Below are 12,999 nucleotides of genomic sequence, written 5' to 3'. Positions count from 1 at the left end.
TAGACGACCTGACCGCGTCCGTAGACCTTGTGCACCGGCCAGATGCTAGAGGGCCCGGCTCGGTTCGCTTGCCAGATCTGCGTCGCTAAAAACCAGCCTTGCGGGTCAACAGGTCGATAAGCGTCAGGGTGAACATCAGCAGCAGCCAGAACCCGGCACCCAGCGCGAAGAAGCGCACCAGCGCCGAGTGCTGACCCAGCTGCATGAAACCGAACAGCAGCAGTGCCGCCTGCCCCGCCGCCCCGAGCAATGCCCAGTCGGACCAGGCTGGCAGCCATAGGGCCAGAAGCACATTGGCGGCAAGCAGCGAAATCAGGCCGAGGTAGGTCAGCAACAGGTTGCGAAGACTCATGCGGGCCTCCCGAGCAGGTACAAAGCGGGGTACAGCAGAATCCAGATGACGTCGATCAGATGCCAGTAGAGGCCGACCATCTCCAGGGTGATGGCGCGCTCGGGCAGCTTCATGTGGCCGAAATGAATGCGAGCCGCCATGCCCAGCGCCAGCACCACGGCGATCGACACGTGCAGCGCATGCAACGCCGTGGAGTACAGGTAGATGACCATGTAAAGCCGCGAGCCCGGGTTTTTCAGCGGCGACTCGTTGGGCGAGCCCGGCAGCAGCCCTTCACGGTACTCCCAGGCGTACTCGAAGCCCTTCAGGCCGAGAAATCCCAGCCCCAGCAAGGCCGCCAGTATCAACCAGAGCTGCACGTGCCGGTGATAGTCCTGGCGCGAGGCCTTGACCACCAGGCTCATGCACAGGCTGGCGGTCAGCAGCAGCGCGCTGTTGAAACCGGCCAGCACAAAGTGCAGATGATGCACCGCCTCGGCGACGGCCCGCGGGTCATGCAGGCGGTAGTAGCTGATCACCAGAAACAACGCGCCGAACATCATGATTTCCGTGGCCAGGAACAGCCACATGCCCAGATAGGTCGCCTCGCGCTGCTGCGAGGCGGTACTGAACTGTTCGGCGAGGTATCGCTTACGAACGGCCATGAGTCGCCTCGGGCGGATACTCGTAGGCTTCGAAATCAACGATCGGTGTTTCGACGAAATTGTGCGTCGGTGGTGGCGACGACGTTCGCCACTCCAGCCCGGCCGCTTCCCAGGGGTCGTCATCGGCGATTGGCCCGTAGCGCAGCGACCAGAGCAGGTAGAAGAACGGCAGGATATAAGCCACCGCGAGAATCGCCGCGCCCGCCGAGGACAGCACGTGGAGGAATTGAAAATCCTCACCGTAGCTGTGGTATCGCCGTGGCATACCCAGGTAGCCGAGCAGGAATTGCGGGAAGAACGTCAGGTTGAAACCGAGGAAGATCATTACCGCGGCGATTTTGCCCCACAGCTGGGAGTACATCCGCCCGGTCATCTTCGGCCACCAGAAATGCAGCGCGCCGAAGAACCCTGCCACCGCCGCGCCGACCATGATGTAGTGGAAATGCGCGACCACGAAGTAGGTGTCGTGAACGTGCACATCGGCCGCCAGCAACGCGAGGAACAGACCGGTCACCCCGCCCACCACGAACAGACCGATGAAGGTCACCGCGTACAGGAACGGCGCATTGATGGTCAGGTTGCTTTTGTAGAGCGTCGCGGTCCAGTTGTAGACCTTGATCGCCGAGGGGATCGCGACCAGGAAGCTGAGCAGCGAAAACACCATGCTGGCGTACATCGACTGGCCCGCGACGAACATGTGGTGCCCCCAGACCATGAAGCCGATCACCGCGATCGCCAGGCTCGAATAGGCCACGAAGCTGTAGCCGAAGATGCGCTTGTGTGCCGCCGCCGTGACCAGTTCGCTCATCACACCCATGGCCGGCAGGATCATGATGTACACGGCCGGGTGGCTGTAGAACCAGAACAGGTGCTGGAACAGCAGCGGATCGCCGCCCAGCGCCGGGTCGAACACGCCGATATGAAACAGGTGCTCGGCGGCGACCAGTATCAGCGTGATCGCGAGCACCGGCGTAGCCAGCACCAGGATCACCGAGGTGGCGTACAGCGACCAGCAGAACAGCGGCATGCGGAACCAGGTCATCCCGGGCGCGCGCAGCGTGTGGATGGTAACGATGATGTTCAGCCCGGTAAGGATCGAGGAGAACCCGGTGATGAACACGCCGAGGATCACCGCCACCACATGGCCGTTGCTGAACATGGTCGAGAGCGGCGTGTAGAAGGTCCAGCCGGTGTCCACGCCGCCGGCCAATAACGCGAAGAGGGTGAACGCGCCGCCGCCCACCAGCAGGTACCAGCTGAACAGGTTCAGCTTGGGAAAGGCCATGTCCTTGGCGCCAATCATGATTGGGATGAGGAAGTTGCCAAACACCGCCGGGATCGACGGAATCAGAAAAAACCACACCATCACCACGCCATGCAACGTGAAGGCGCGGTTGTAGCCATCGGCGGTCAGCAGGTCGCCTTCCGGCGTGATCAGCTCGATGCGGATCGCACTGGCCGCCAGCCCGCCGAGGAAAAAGAACGCGGTGACGGCGATCAGGTACATGATCCCGATGCGCTTGTGGTCGGTGGTCATGAACCAGGTGCGCAGGCCGTGCTCGTCGGCCAGGTAGCTGGGGCGCTGGTTCGCGGCGGGGTTCTTCTGGCTCAACGGGTGGAACTCCTGTGCCGAGGTAGGCTGGTTTCAGGGTTGGTCAGCAGCATCCTGCCCTCCTTCACCAACGTGTCCTAAAGACTTGATATAAGCGGTCAGACGCAGCACCGCTTCCTCATCCAGCACGTTGTCGAAGCTGGGCATGATGGGCTCGAAGCCGGCCACGACCTGCTTGTTCGGCAGCAGGATGCTGTCGCGAATGTAGCCATCGTCGGCCAGCACCGATTCACCGTTCTGCAGCGCCACCCGACGGCCGTAGAGGCCAACCAGATTCGGCGCGTGAGCGACATTGGCCGCACCATGGCAACCGCTGCAGCCAAACTGACGGAACAGCGCGCCGCCCTGATCGGCCAGGCTTTCCGACGTCCCGGCCTGTTCCAGCCACGCCGCGTATTCCTGCGCAGGCAAGATCACCAGATCCGCCAGCATCCGAGAATGGTCGGTGCCGCAATACTCGGCGCAGTAGGCCTGGAAGCGTCCGGTCTTGGTAGCTTTGAACCAGAGCTGGGTGTAGCGGCCGGGCAGCAGGTCCTGCTTCACCCGCAGGGCCGGAAAATACAGGCTGTGGATGACGTCCTGGGAGATCATGTTGAGCTTGATCGGCTGGTCGACCGGCACGTGCAGCGTATTGATCTCGCGCTGGCCGCCGGGGTGCTGGAACTTCCACATCCACTGCTTGCCGACCACCTGGATTTCCATGGCGTCCGGCGGTGGCGTGCGCACCTCGTAGTAGAGCTTGGCCGACACCAGGTAGATGACCATGGCGCCGACGAAGGGCAAGGCGATCCAGGTCATCTCGACCTTCATGCTGCCGCGGGGGCGATGATCCCGCGGCACCTGTGTGCCCTTGCGATAGCGGAACGAGAACAGCACCAGCAGGACGAACACCGGCACCACGAAGAACATCATCATTCCGGTGAAGGCGAAGACCAGCCAGTCGACATTCCCGGCGTAGTTTGAGGCCGTTTGCGGCCAGAAGCGGACGAAGGCTTCGTTCATGCGTCAGCCTTCGACTTGCGACGCTCGCACCAGAGGGTGACGCCGATGAAGCCGCCCAGCAGCAGAGTGGTGCCGATGCCACCGACCTGCAGCGCGCCGATGACCAGGTTGTCGTAGCCACCAGTGCGTGGGTTGTAGTGATAACAGAGCAGCAGCAGCTGGTCGCCCAGCGAGCCTATCTTTCCTTCCCCGGCGTCAGTCAGCGCCAGGCGCATGTCATCCGGTTGATAGCCGAGGCCGTACAGCCAGCGCACCAGTTTCCCTTCAGCGCTTAGCGTGGCGATCGCCGAAGCATGGGCGAACTCGCCGATCTCCGGATCCCAGCTGTAGGTGAAGCCGAGCGACTCGGCCAGCGCGGCACCAGCAGCCGGATGTGAAGGGTTCGGCTCTGGACGAGTCGCCGGGGCGACCTCGCTGAGAAAGTGCACGTGCGGCGAATCCACCAGCTGCGGCCAACGTTTGCGCAACTTGGCGCGCTCGGCCTCCGCATCCTGCGGGGTTTCGCGCGGGTCGATACTGAAGGCGATCACCTCGTAGTCTTTGCCAAGCTCGAAGGACAACGCCGACAACAGGTTGAACAGGCTCGAAAGCTGCGCGCCGCAGACGTTCGGGCAACGGTAGTAGACCGGCGCGAGTATCACCGGGCGCGCCCCGAATAGCTCGTCGAGGGTGACGTGGTCGCCGTTCACATTGGTAAAGCGCAGCTTCAACGGCACCTGCGCGCCGGGCTTTTGTTCGATGCCAGCCGCGGCGAAGGGATCGAACGGTGCGTCGGCCATCACTGGCCCACCGTACTGCAGGACGAGGACAGTCAGAAACAGGGTGGCAAGGTAGCGTGGAAAGCGAGTCGTGGCCTGGGGGTGTTGAGTCGGCCGCCATGGTTCGGGGGCTTTGCGCCAAGGCAGGCGCATACACACAGAAGATCCGTAAGATGGGTGCCACCCGTTCGTCGTCGCCCCGTCCGGGTACAGAGATCGATGCATCACTGCTGCGCCCTCCCCCTGGCTTGTTGCTCACGAGGCGGCATTTTTTCACCCGGTTCGGGCTCTGCACGTGAAGGCCAGCCACGTTGGGCCAACAGCACAATGCCGCGATCCACCGGGATACGCGCCAGCCCGGCCTCACGATCGACCCAGCCGTAGTGCTCGATCAATTCGCGCCCCGCCACCACGACCTCGTTACCGCCTGCCCGCGGGTCGTTCTCCAACCGCGGCTTGGGCGGTTTCTCCGTGCGTCTCTCAAGCGCGGTGACCGGCTTGTCCGGCTGCAGGTCGTACCACCAGAGCAAGCCAGCCACCCCGATGCCCGCCACCAGCAAGGCGGCGAAAATGCCGAAACCGATGATCAGTAGCACTTTGACGTTGGCGTCGTGATGCTCGAAGCCGTCTTCTTTCGAAACCGGATCCACCGGCACACTCATGGCGTTCTCCTCGGCATCATTCCTCCCGGCAGTAAGGCCAGAGCCAGCAGCCCGACGCCAGCCATCCAGGCGCAGACCAGCGCCAACCCCAGAACCACGGGTTGCATTGCCTTCAATCCCGGCAAGCTCAACCAGACACCTTCGACCAACCCCAGCACCAGGGTCGTTGCGGCCAGCGCCGTCAATGCCGGGCGGCGCTGTGAGAACGGCCAGAGCAACGTGATGAAAACCAGCGACTGACCGGCGCCCAACAGCCAGGTCAGCCACAACCAGACACCCTCGGTGCGGTGCTGATACCAGCGAATTTCCTCAGGTAGGTTGCCGTACCAGATCACCAGGTACTGCATGAAATGCAGGTAGAGCCACGCCAATGCCGCGGCGGCCAGCATGCCGCGCAGCACGCCCGGCCGATCGCGGCGCGACCGATCGCGGCCACGACTGAGCACCAGCAAGCAGCAGAAGGCGATGCCAGTGAGCATCAGCCGACCGAACCAGACCATGCCAAACAGGCTGGATGTGAAATGCGGGTCGAGCGACATCGCCCAGTCCACCGCGGCCAGCGATGTGGTCAATACCAGAGCGATCAAGCCCAGACCGGCCGCTGCGGGCCGATTGAGGCTTAGCGGTAGCACCCATTTCGCCAAGGCCCACCACGCCGCCAGATACAGCACTGCGCGCACCGCAAAGCTCGTCCAGGCAAGCCAGAAACCACGGAAGCCGCCTTCGTCGGTGCCCACCCATTCGTAGAGCGCACCGGCTCCCGCCAGCACCGGGAGCGCGATCAACGCCAGCATTGGCAAGGCACGCGCACTGAACAGCGTCCATGGCCATAACTGGTCCCGCGCATTGCCACTGACCAGCGCCACGCTCAAACCCAGACACAACCCACCCAACGGAATGCCGGCCAGGCCCAGCAGACTGGCCAGGCTCGCCGCCACCGCCTCGCGACTGGTCAGTAGCAGGCACGCCAACAACCCGAGCACGCCGAGTCCGACGCCGACAAATGCCACTCTACGAGCGCTCATGGCAGGCGCTCCAGCGTGTCGCGGTCGATTTCAGGCAGGCCGCCAACCTCGGCGCGACGGCTGAATTGCAAGGCGCGGATATAGCCGACGATGGCCCAGCGATCGGCGGGCAGCACGCGTGCGGCATAGCTGTACATCTGGCCGTAGCCATGGGCGATGACGTCCATGAAATGCCGGTCGGGCGCCGCGATGAGCCTGGGCTCGGCAACATCCGGCGGCCGGGGAAATCCGCGATTGACCACGGTGCCATTGCCGTCGCCCGCTACCCCGTGGCAAGGCGAGCAGTAAATCTCGAAGCGCTCCCGACCACGCTGCATGAGTTCCACCGTCAGCGCTGGCCGCTCGGCCAATACGGCTTCCCAAGTGAGATCCCCACGGGCAACGGTGCCGGCAGGCGGCACCTGGTTGACCTTACCGTCCGGAAAGAACCTGCTGGGCTCCTGCGCATCGGCACGCGGCTGCTGAGCCATGTCATCACAACCGACAAGGCCCAACAGCAGCGCACAGAGCAACAGCCAGCGAATCATGCCGGCACCTCTGTCACTGACATTGCGCGTTCGGCCAGCCAGACTGCTGTGCCGGTCTGGTCGTACAGCGGATCATCAGCGCGGATACAGAGCAGAAAGCGATCATCGGTAGCCCGCCCGAACGCGCTCGCCTCATGCAGCGGGTGCCAGAGCAAGGGCAACCGGCACAACCAGAGCAGGCCGAACACGGCGAATATCGTCGCGAAGCTGACCATCAGCAGAAAGGTCACGATGCTGAAGCTTTGCAACGCGATCAGTGGCCTTCCGCCGATCTCCATCGGATAGCTTAGGTTGGCGTAGATCTGCATGCCCAGGCCGATGACGATACCCACCAGCGCCCCGACCACGCCAAACCCGTAAGGGCGATTGCTGCGGTGCTCGAGCAATTCTTCTATCCCTTCCACCGGAAACGGGCTGTAGGCCTCTATTCGCCGATAGCCCGCCGCCCGGGCAGCGCGCGCGGTATCGAGCATCGCATCGGGATGAGCGAAATCAGCCAGCAGGCCGTAATGGCGCTTACTCATTGGCGCCTCCCCGGTAGCGATGCAGCACCTCCTTGAGCTCGAAGGTCGAGATCATCGGCAGGAAGCGCATGAACAGCGAGAACGGCACCATGAACAGGCCGAAGGTGCCGATGAACAGCGCCCAATCCCAGAACGACGGGCTGTAGGCCTGCCAGCTAGAGACCAGGTAATCACGCGTCGGCGGCTGGATGATCAGCATGTAGCGCTCGCACCACATGCCCACCAGCACGCCCAGGGCGATGATCAACATGGCCCGACCGTTGCGCCGCACCGCCGGCCACCAGAGCGCCTGTGTCACCACCAGATTGAAGAAGATTGCCGTCCAGAAACTCCAGGCCGTGGGCCCGGCGATGCGGTTCATGGTCACCAGGATTTCGTGCTCCTTGCCCGAATAAAACGCGATGAAGGGTTCGGCGAAATAGCCGTAGCTGGTCATCCAGCTGGTCGCCAGCAACAGCAGCCCGAGCTTTTCCAGGTGGCTGTCAGTGATCAGCTCGTGCCAACCGAAGAACCGCCGCAATCCGAGCGCGATGACGATAACCATGGCGAAACCGGAGAACACCGCACCGGCGACGAAATACGGCGGAAAGACGGTCGAGTGCCAGCCCGTTTCAGGCGCCAAATCGAGCAGGAACGAGTAGCCACTGGACACCGAAAACACCAGCGGTACCGCCAGCAATGCGATGAATCGGTAGGTGCGGCGCCAGTGGCTCCAGTGCGAAGCCGCGCCCCGCCAGCCGAGCGCGAGCAGCCCGTAGAAATACTGATAGTGCCGCTTGGTGGCGCGATCACGCGCCGAGGCGAAATCAGGGATGGAGCCGACATACAAGAACAGCAGCGACACGCCGAGGTAACCCAGCACCGCGAAAAAGTCCCAGGCCGTCGGGCTCTTGAACTGTGGCCAGAGCTCCATGGTGTTGGGGTATGGCGCGGTCCAGTAGAACAGCCAGGGCCGTCCCAGGTGCAGGATCGGATAGACCCCGGCGCAGACCACGGCCATCAGCGTCATCAACTCGGCGAGGCGGTTGAGCGAGTTGCGCCACGGGCGGTTGAGCAACAGCAGCAAAGCCGAGATGAACGTGCCGGCGTGGCCGATGCCGAGCCACCACATGTAATTGAGAATGGCGAAGCCCCAGTTCACCGGGATGTTGTTGCCCCAGACACCAACGCCTCTCCACAACGCCACCGCCGCGGCGACAACGAACACACCCAGCAGCAGGCAGCTGAAAGTGAACAGCATCCACCAGGCCCGCCGGTAGCGGTTGAAGTCGGTCGGCAGGTCGAGCACGCGCTCCGACACCGCGCCAAGCGGCATCCCTTGCGGCAGGAAATGCGGCGCCTCAGGCATCACGTTCCCCCTTGGCCGAGCGCAACTCCAGGGGCTCGGCATCGCCCGGCAGGGCTGCCGGCTCCTCGACAAGGCCCAGATAGGTGGTCTTGGGCCGGGTATTGAGTTCTTCGAGCAACGCGTAGTGTCGTCTGGTGTGGCGTTCGCGGTTGACCTCTGCGTTCGGGTCCTGAAGGTTGCCGAAGACGATCGCCTGGGTCGGACAGGTCTGCTGACAAGCTGTTTTCACCTCACCATCGGCTATCTCGCGGTTTTCGATACGGGCGGTAATCCGCGCTTCGCTGATACGCTGCACGCAATAGGTGCATTTCTCCATGACCCCGCGCGAACGCACCGTGACATTGGGGTTGCGCTGATGCTGGATCGAGGGCGGATCGTCCTGGGTGAGGTCGAACCAATTGAAACGACGCACCTTGTACGGGCAGTACGAGGAGCAGGTGCGCGTGCCGATGCAGCGGTTGTAGATCTGCTCGTTCAGCCCATCCGGGCCGTGCACCGTCGCGTTCACCGGGCAACCCACTTCGCAGGGCGCCTGGTCGCAATGCATGCAGGGCACCGGCTGGAACGCCGAGGTCGGTTCGCGGGGGTCGCCGCCGTAATAATGATCGACGCGCAACCAGTGCATGCCGCGTCCCATCTCGACCTGTTCCTTGCCCACCACCGGTATGTTGTTTTCGGCCTGACAGGCCACCACGCAGGCGTTGCAGCCGATGCACTGGTCCAGATCGATGACCATGCCCCAGGCGGTATCGCCCTGCTTCGGTGGTGGATAAAGCGTGACCTGCTCCGGCTTGGGTGCGGCTTCGTCGAACGCCACCTCGCGCGGGTGACTGCGAATCAGCTCCTTGCCGTGCAGAACGTGATGCGGCTGGGTCGACGCCAGCTTGGTATGGCGCGCCAGCCGGGTCAGCTGCGCACCCTCACGCTTCCAGGGTTGGTCCGCCGTGCGCAGCGGCGAAACATCGTAACCAAGCCCATCGCCGACTCGTCCCGCACGAGCACGCCCGTAGCCGCCGAAAAGACTCAGCGTATCATCGGCCTGGCCCGGCATGATCCAGGCAGGTCCCTCGGCCACGTCGCGCCCGAGCGTGACACGCAAGCGGTCGCCGCTGGCGATGCCTTCCCGTTCGGCCAGCGCCGGCGAAACGCCGATGACGTTATCCCAGGTGAGCTTGCTGATCGGCTTGGGCAGTTCCTGGAGCCAGCCGAGATTGGCGAAGCGCCCGTCCCAGACGCTCGGGTCGGGCCGGAACAGCACACTCAGGCCGACCGCCTCGGAAGTAGCTGAAGCGTCCCACCGCGGCGCGCTCGCGCTGGCCTCGACCGATGCGAAGGCACTGTCGCGGATGAACCCGAGTTCCAGCGCCCGACGCCAGGCATCGTCATTCAGCATCTGCCAGGTTTGCCGCATCAGCGTCAGGGCGTCTGGCGACAGGTCGCCCATCATCAGCGCCAGCACCTCGGCCTGGGTGCGGCTGCTATAGAACGGGCGCACCAGCGGTTGTGTCAGGCAGACGCCGCCATCAGCGGCGCGGCTGTCGCACCAGCCATCCAGTGCGTGGGTCAAGGGCAGATGCCAATGACTGAGAGCCGCCGTTTCGTCGTAATAGAGCCCGGCATGAATACGCTGCGGAACGCGCTCCAAGGCATCGGTGAAGGTCAACCCCCCCGGCGCCGTGTGCGCTGGATTGCAATCAAGCATCAGCAGGGTTTCGACCTCACCAGCCAGCATCGCCGCCACCAACTCCGCCAGATCGGAGACGCGCTGCCCTCCGGCTTCGAGCCAGGTCACCGGTTCGGTATAGAGAACGGTCTTGCCGAAGTTGCCGAGCCGTTGATTGAGCCAATGCACCGCGGCCTGGACGTCCAATGGCGCAAATTCGCCAGCGGTGATCAGGCAACGACCGCGACGCGCCTGCAGTTGCCTGGCCAGCTCATCGATCCAATGTTGCGCATCGGCTGGCAGGCTCGTCGCAGCGCCACCGCCAAACGCCGCCACCAATGCCTGCACGTAAGCGCGTAGTTGGGACGGTTCGACCCGCCGCCGATTGACCGCCTTGGCGCCGGTTACGGTGGACAAGGATTCCACCACGATCAAGCGTGCCTCGCCCTCACCGCGTGCCGCCCGCCGCTTGCGCTCGCTCCAGGCAATCGCCTGTGGTAGTTCACGTGGGCCGGGGCCGAGCCAGTCATGCTCGAAGCTCACCACCCACTCGGCATCTTCGAATCGATAGTGGGTTTCCAACGGACGTCCCAGCGCTCGTTCGCTGGCGGCGTAGGCTTCGCCTTCCCAAGGTTCGAAGCGGTACAGCCTCGCCTGCGGCCAACGTTCGATCATCGCGGCGAACTGACGCTGCAGAGTCGGCGAGCTATTGGCGCCCATCAGCACATGCAAGCCACCGCCTTGCGCTGCGTCGGCACGGGCTGCCTGCTCCACCGCCGCACCCTGAAACGCATTCCAGGTACTGATGTGCCCTTCGTAGCGAGGTGCCTGGGAGCGGTCTGGATCGTACAGTTGCAGAATAGCCGCCTGGGTGAAGGCGGTTGCGGCGCCCCGGCTGAGCGGATGGTCGGGGTTTCCCTCGAGCTTGGTCGGCCGACCAACGTGGGTCCGTCCAAGCACCGGTTGCGCGTAACCGGCAAACGGAACGGCGCTCGCGTACCAGCGCGCCTCTCCGGGCGTTACTTTCTCCGGTTGCATGACGTAGGGCACGCCCTGCTCTGGCTCCTGCCCACATCCCGCTAGCCCGGCCAACGCCATGGAAGCACCCATCAGTTGGAGGAAGCGGCGACGGTCCATCTCCGGCGCGACGCTGGGAAATTCGGCATCGACGAATGCGGCGAACGCCGGTTCGTCAGCCAGCTGTTCAAGGCTGCGCCAATAACGCGGCCCGTGCTGGCCTTCAAGGCGTTGGCGGATGGCGGCGTAGTCGAGCGGCGTGCGATCCATGGGTTACCTGTGACAGATATAGCAGTGGGTCAGGTTTTCGGTATCGATGTGGTGCTCCTTGATCATTTCCTCGCCCACAGCACGACGGTCGTGCTCGGTTTTCCACCCCATGGTGGTCACCGCATCGCGTGGCCGCAGGCGCGGCGCGGGATCTTGATGACAGTCCAGGCACCAGCTCATGGTGAAACTCTCTGCTCGATACATAAGCGGCATGGTGTCGACTTGGCCGTGACAAGTCTCACAACCGACCCCGGCGTTGACGTGGACGTTGTGCTGGAAATAGACGTAATCGGGCAGCTCGGCTACGCGGTTCCAGCGCAAGGGCCGGTGCTCGACCAGGCTTTGACGCACCGACGCAAGCATCTCGGCGCCCGTCCAAATCTGTGAATGACAACTCATGCAGGTATCGGTTGGCGGCAGCCCCGCCACGGCGCTGGTCTCGACGCTGTCATGGCAATACCGGCAGTCGATCTTCAGCGCGCCAGCGTGATGCTCATGGCTGAAAGGCACCGGTTGGCGTACCAACCAACCCTTGCCGCTGTTGTAATCCGAACGGTCGAGCACCACGAGTGCCACGAATAGCCCAGCCAGGCCGCCGAACAGGATGAGCAAGGCCAGACGCAGCCACATGTCAGCCGAACGGGGAAAAATCTGGGCCATGTCCTACTTCTGTTTTTGTATCCATCTGTTTCGGCCCCAACGGCTCTGATGAGTTCAGCACTCAACATAACGGCTCGGGAAATTCGCCGATACCAAGCCACATGCCGGCTTGCCATGATCGGTTCGCAGGCCAATCGTGGAGCACCGTTCGAATACGAAAAAGAACTAGCACTTGATAAGCAATGAACAGCCGAGGCGCCTGCTTAAAATATTTACAAAGGGCTATAAAATATTACATATCGATTAAGGCAATATATGCTTATAAAAATTCTGATGGCGCTATTAAAGAGCCTCAGTTAATTAATACGCACAAAAAAGCGGAACCTGCAATACAGGCTCCGCTTGTACTCGTAACCGCTACTGCTGTAGCGATAACGGCTTACGAATTGCGGCCACCGCCGTGGCTGTTCTGGCCGCCTTTCTTGCCAGCTTCGGAGGCTTTCTCACGATCATTGGCAAAGTTCCCTCCACTGTTCTGGCCACCTTTCTGGCCAGCTTCGGAAGCCTTCTCGCGGTCATTGGCGAAGTTTCCGCCGCTGTTCTGACCGCCTTTCTGGCCAGCCTCAGAGGCGCGCTGCGGATCGTTGGCAAAATTGCCGCCGCTGTTGTGGCCGCCCTTTTGCCCAGCTTCGGACGCCTTCTCGCGATCATTTGCAAAGTTACCCGGATTTCCGCTCTTATCATTCGACATGAGATTTCTCCAGTTACATGGATGGTACTAATGAACATGGCGACTGCAGTACAACCGCCTCACTATGTCCGAAAACAAGATGCGGACATTAGTTCGCCAAATATCCCAGCTTGACGATGAACGGTTAAATCGAAAAATCGAGCGAAGCAGGCACGCCTTATATATTCCATCAATCAAAATGATCGCACTTCAATAGCAACGAGACGGCGACTCCAGAAGCGGCGATGCTTACATCGATATAACG

The 12,999-nt window shown here is 62.5% G+C and carries 13 protein-coding genes; all 13 read right to left on the bottom strand.

Features of this window, described 5'->3' with window-relative positions; genetic code table 11:
- Window positions 1-85: 85 nt before the first annotated feature.
- The 13 genes from UF78_RS08620 to UF78_RS08560 all read right to left on the bottom strand — a co-directional run bounded on the left by UF78_RS08620 (window position 86) and on the right by UF78_RS08560 (window position 12,755).
- Window positions 86-352 carry a hypothetical protein gene (locus tag UF78_RS08620; RefSeq protein WP_045161706.1) on the bottom strand — a complete coding sequence of 89 codons (267 nt, stop codon included), beginning with the start codon at window positions 350-352 and terminating at the stop codon, window positions 86-88.
- Window positions 349-996: a cytochrome c oxidase subunit 3 gene (locus UF78_RS08615; protein ID WP_045161705.1), complete on the bottom strand. Its 648-nt coding sequence runs from the start codon at window positions 994-996 to the stop codon at window positions 349-351. The genes UF78_RS08620 and UF78_RS08615 overlap by 4 nt, the downstream gene beginning before the upstream one ends.
- Window positions 983-2,608: a cytochrome c oxidase subunit I gene (locus tag UF78_RS08610; protein ID WP_045161704.1), complete on the bottom strand. Its 1,626-nt coding sequence runs from the start codon at window positions 2,606-2,608 to the stop codon at window positions 983-985. Before UF78_RS08610 ends, UF78_RS08615 begins: the two co-directional genes overlap by 14 nt.
- Before the next feature lie 33 nt (window positions 2,609-2,641).
- On the bottom strand, window positions 2,642-3,610 hold the full coding sequence (coxB, locus tag UF78_RS08605) for a cytochrome c oxidase subunit II (RefSeq protein WP_045161703.1): 969 nt from the start codon (window positions 3,608-3,610) through the stop codon (window positions 2,642-2,644).
- Window positions 3,607-4,521 (bottom strand): SCO family protein, encoded by a 915-nt coding sequence (locus tag UF78_RS08600; protein WP_230623584.1) that lies wholly within the window; start codon window positions 4,519-4,521, stop codon window positions 3,607-3,609. The genes coxB and UF78_RS08600 overlap by 4 nt, the downstream gene beginning before the upstream one ends.
- A gap of 71 nt (window positions 4,522-4,592) precedes the next feature.
- Window positions 4,593-5,030, bottom strand: a complete 438-nt coding sequence (locus UF78_RS22430; protein WP_052679287.1) for a hypothetical protein — start codon at window positions 5,028-5,030, stop codon at window positions 4,593-4,595.
- Window positions 5,027-6,055, bottom strand: coding sequence for a hypothetical protein (locus UF78_RS08590; protein ID WP_045161701.1), 1,029 nt, complete (start codon window positions 6,053-6,055; stop codon window positions 5,027-5,029). Before UF78_RS08590 ends, UF78_RS22430 begins: the two co-directional genes overlap by 4 nt.
- Window positions 6,052-6,582 carry a c-type cytochrome gene (locus tag UF78_RS08585; protein ID WP_045161700.1) on the bottom strand — a complete coding sequence of 177 codons (531 nt, stop codon included), beginning with the start codon at window positions 6,580-6,582 and terminating at the stop codon, window positions 6,052-6,054. The genes UF78_RS08590 and UF78_RS08585 overlap by 4 nt, the downstream gene beginning before the upstream one ends.
- A complete protein-coding gene (locus UF78_RS08580) occupies window positions 6,579-7,106 on the bottom strand; it encodes a DUF3341 domain-containing protein (protein ID WP_045161699.1) in 528 nt (175 codons plus the stop codon). The genes UF78_RS08585 and UF78_RS08580 overlap by 4 nt, the downstream gene beginning before the upstream one ends.
- A complete protein-coding gene (gene nrfD, locus UF78_RS08575) occupies window positions 7,099-8,454 on the bottom strand; it encodes an NrfD/PsrC family molybdoenzyme membrane anchor subunit (protein WP_045161698.1) in 1,356 nt (451 codons plus the stop codon). Before nrfD ends, UF78_RS08580 begins: the two co-directional genes overlap by 8 nt.
- Window positions 8,447-11,404: a TAT-variant-translocated molybdopterin oxidoreductase gene (locus UF78_RS08570; protein WP_045161696.1), complete on the bottom strand. Its 2,958-nt coding sequence runs from the start codon at window positions 11,402-11,404 to the stop codon at window positions 8,447-8,449. The genes nrfD and UF78_RS08570 overlap by 8 nt, the downstream gene beginning before the upstream one ends.
- A 3-nt stretch (window positions 11,405-11,407) precedes the next feature.
- Complete coding sequence (locus UF78_RS08565; RefSeq protein WP_045161694.1) at window positions 11,408-12,064, bottom strand: cytochrome c3 family protein; 657 nt, start codon at window positions 12,062-12,064, stop codon at window positions 11,408-11,410.
- A 379-nt stretch (window positions 12,065-12,443) separates the two neighbouring features.
- Entirely contained in the window at window positions 12,444-12,755 is a 312-nt protein-coding gene (locus UF78_RS08560; RefSeq protein ID WP_019339525.1) for a general stress protein, read from the bottom strand.
- Window positions 12,756-12,999 lie beyond the last annotated feature (244 nt).

Source organism: Stutzerimonas stutzeri, from assembly GCF_000952685.1.
GTDB classification, from domain to species: domain Bacteria; phylum Pseudomonadota; class Gammaproteobacteria; order Pseudomonadales; family Pseudomonadaceae; genus Stutzerimonas; species Stutzerimonas stutzeri_E.
Note: the sequence above shows the minus strand (reverse complement) of the source record. Positions and strands in the feature narration are given on the sequence as shown.

Excerpts from the sequence above, each read along its gene's own strand:
- UF78_RS08590 (WP_045161701.1), bottom strand. The coding sequence starts at position 6,055 with ATGAGCGCTCGTAGAGTGGCATTTGTCGGCGTCGGACTCGGCGTGCTC.
- UF78_RS08585 (WP_045161700.1), bottom strand. The coding sequence starts at position 6,582 with ATGATTCGCTGGCTGTTGCTCTGTGCGCTGCTGTTGGGCCTTGTCGGT.
- UF78_RS08615 (WP_045161705.1), bottom strand. The coding sequence starts at position 996 with ATGGCCGTTCGTAAGCGATACCTCGCCGAACAGTTCAGTACCGCCTCG.
- coxB (WP_045161703.1), bottom strand. The coding sequence starts at position 3,610 with ATGAACGAAGCCTTCGTCCGCTTCTGGCCGCAAACGGCCTCAAACTAC.
- UF78_RS08560 (WP_019339525.1), bottom strand. The coding sequence starts at position 12,755 with ATGTCGAATGATAAGAGCGGAAATCCGGGTAACTTTGCAAATGATCGC.
- nrfD (WP_045161698.1), bottom strand. The coding sequence starts at position 8,454 with ATGCCTGAGGCGCCGCATTTCCTGCCGCAAGGGATGCCGCTTGGCGCG.
- UF78_RS08565 (WP_045161694.1), bottom strand. The coding sequence starts at position 12,064 with ATGGCCCAGATTTTTCCCCGTTCGGCTGACATGTGGCTGCGTCTGGCC.
- UF78_RS08620 (WP_045161706.1), bottom strand. The coding sequence starts at position 352 with ATGAGTCTTCGCAACCTGTTGCTGACCTACCTCGGCCTGATTTCGCTG.
- UF78_RS08600 (WP_230623584.1), bottom strand. The coding sequence starts at position 4,521 with ATGCGCCTGCCTTGGCGCAAAGCCCCCGAACCATGGCGGCCGACTCAA.
- UF78_RS22430 (WP_052679287.1), bottom strand. The coding sequence starts at position 5,030 with ATGAGTGTGCCGGTGGATCCGGTTTCGAAAGAAGACGGCTTCGAGCAT.
- UF78_RS08580 (WP_045161699.1), bottom strand. The coding sequence starts at position 7,106 with ATGAGTAAGCGCCATTACGGCCTGCTGGCTGATTTCGCTCATCCCGAT.
- UF78_RS08570 (WP_045161696.1), bottom strand. The coding sequence starts at position 11,404 with ATGGATCGCACGCCGCTCGACTACGCCGCCATCCGCCAACGCCTTGAA.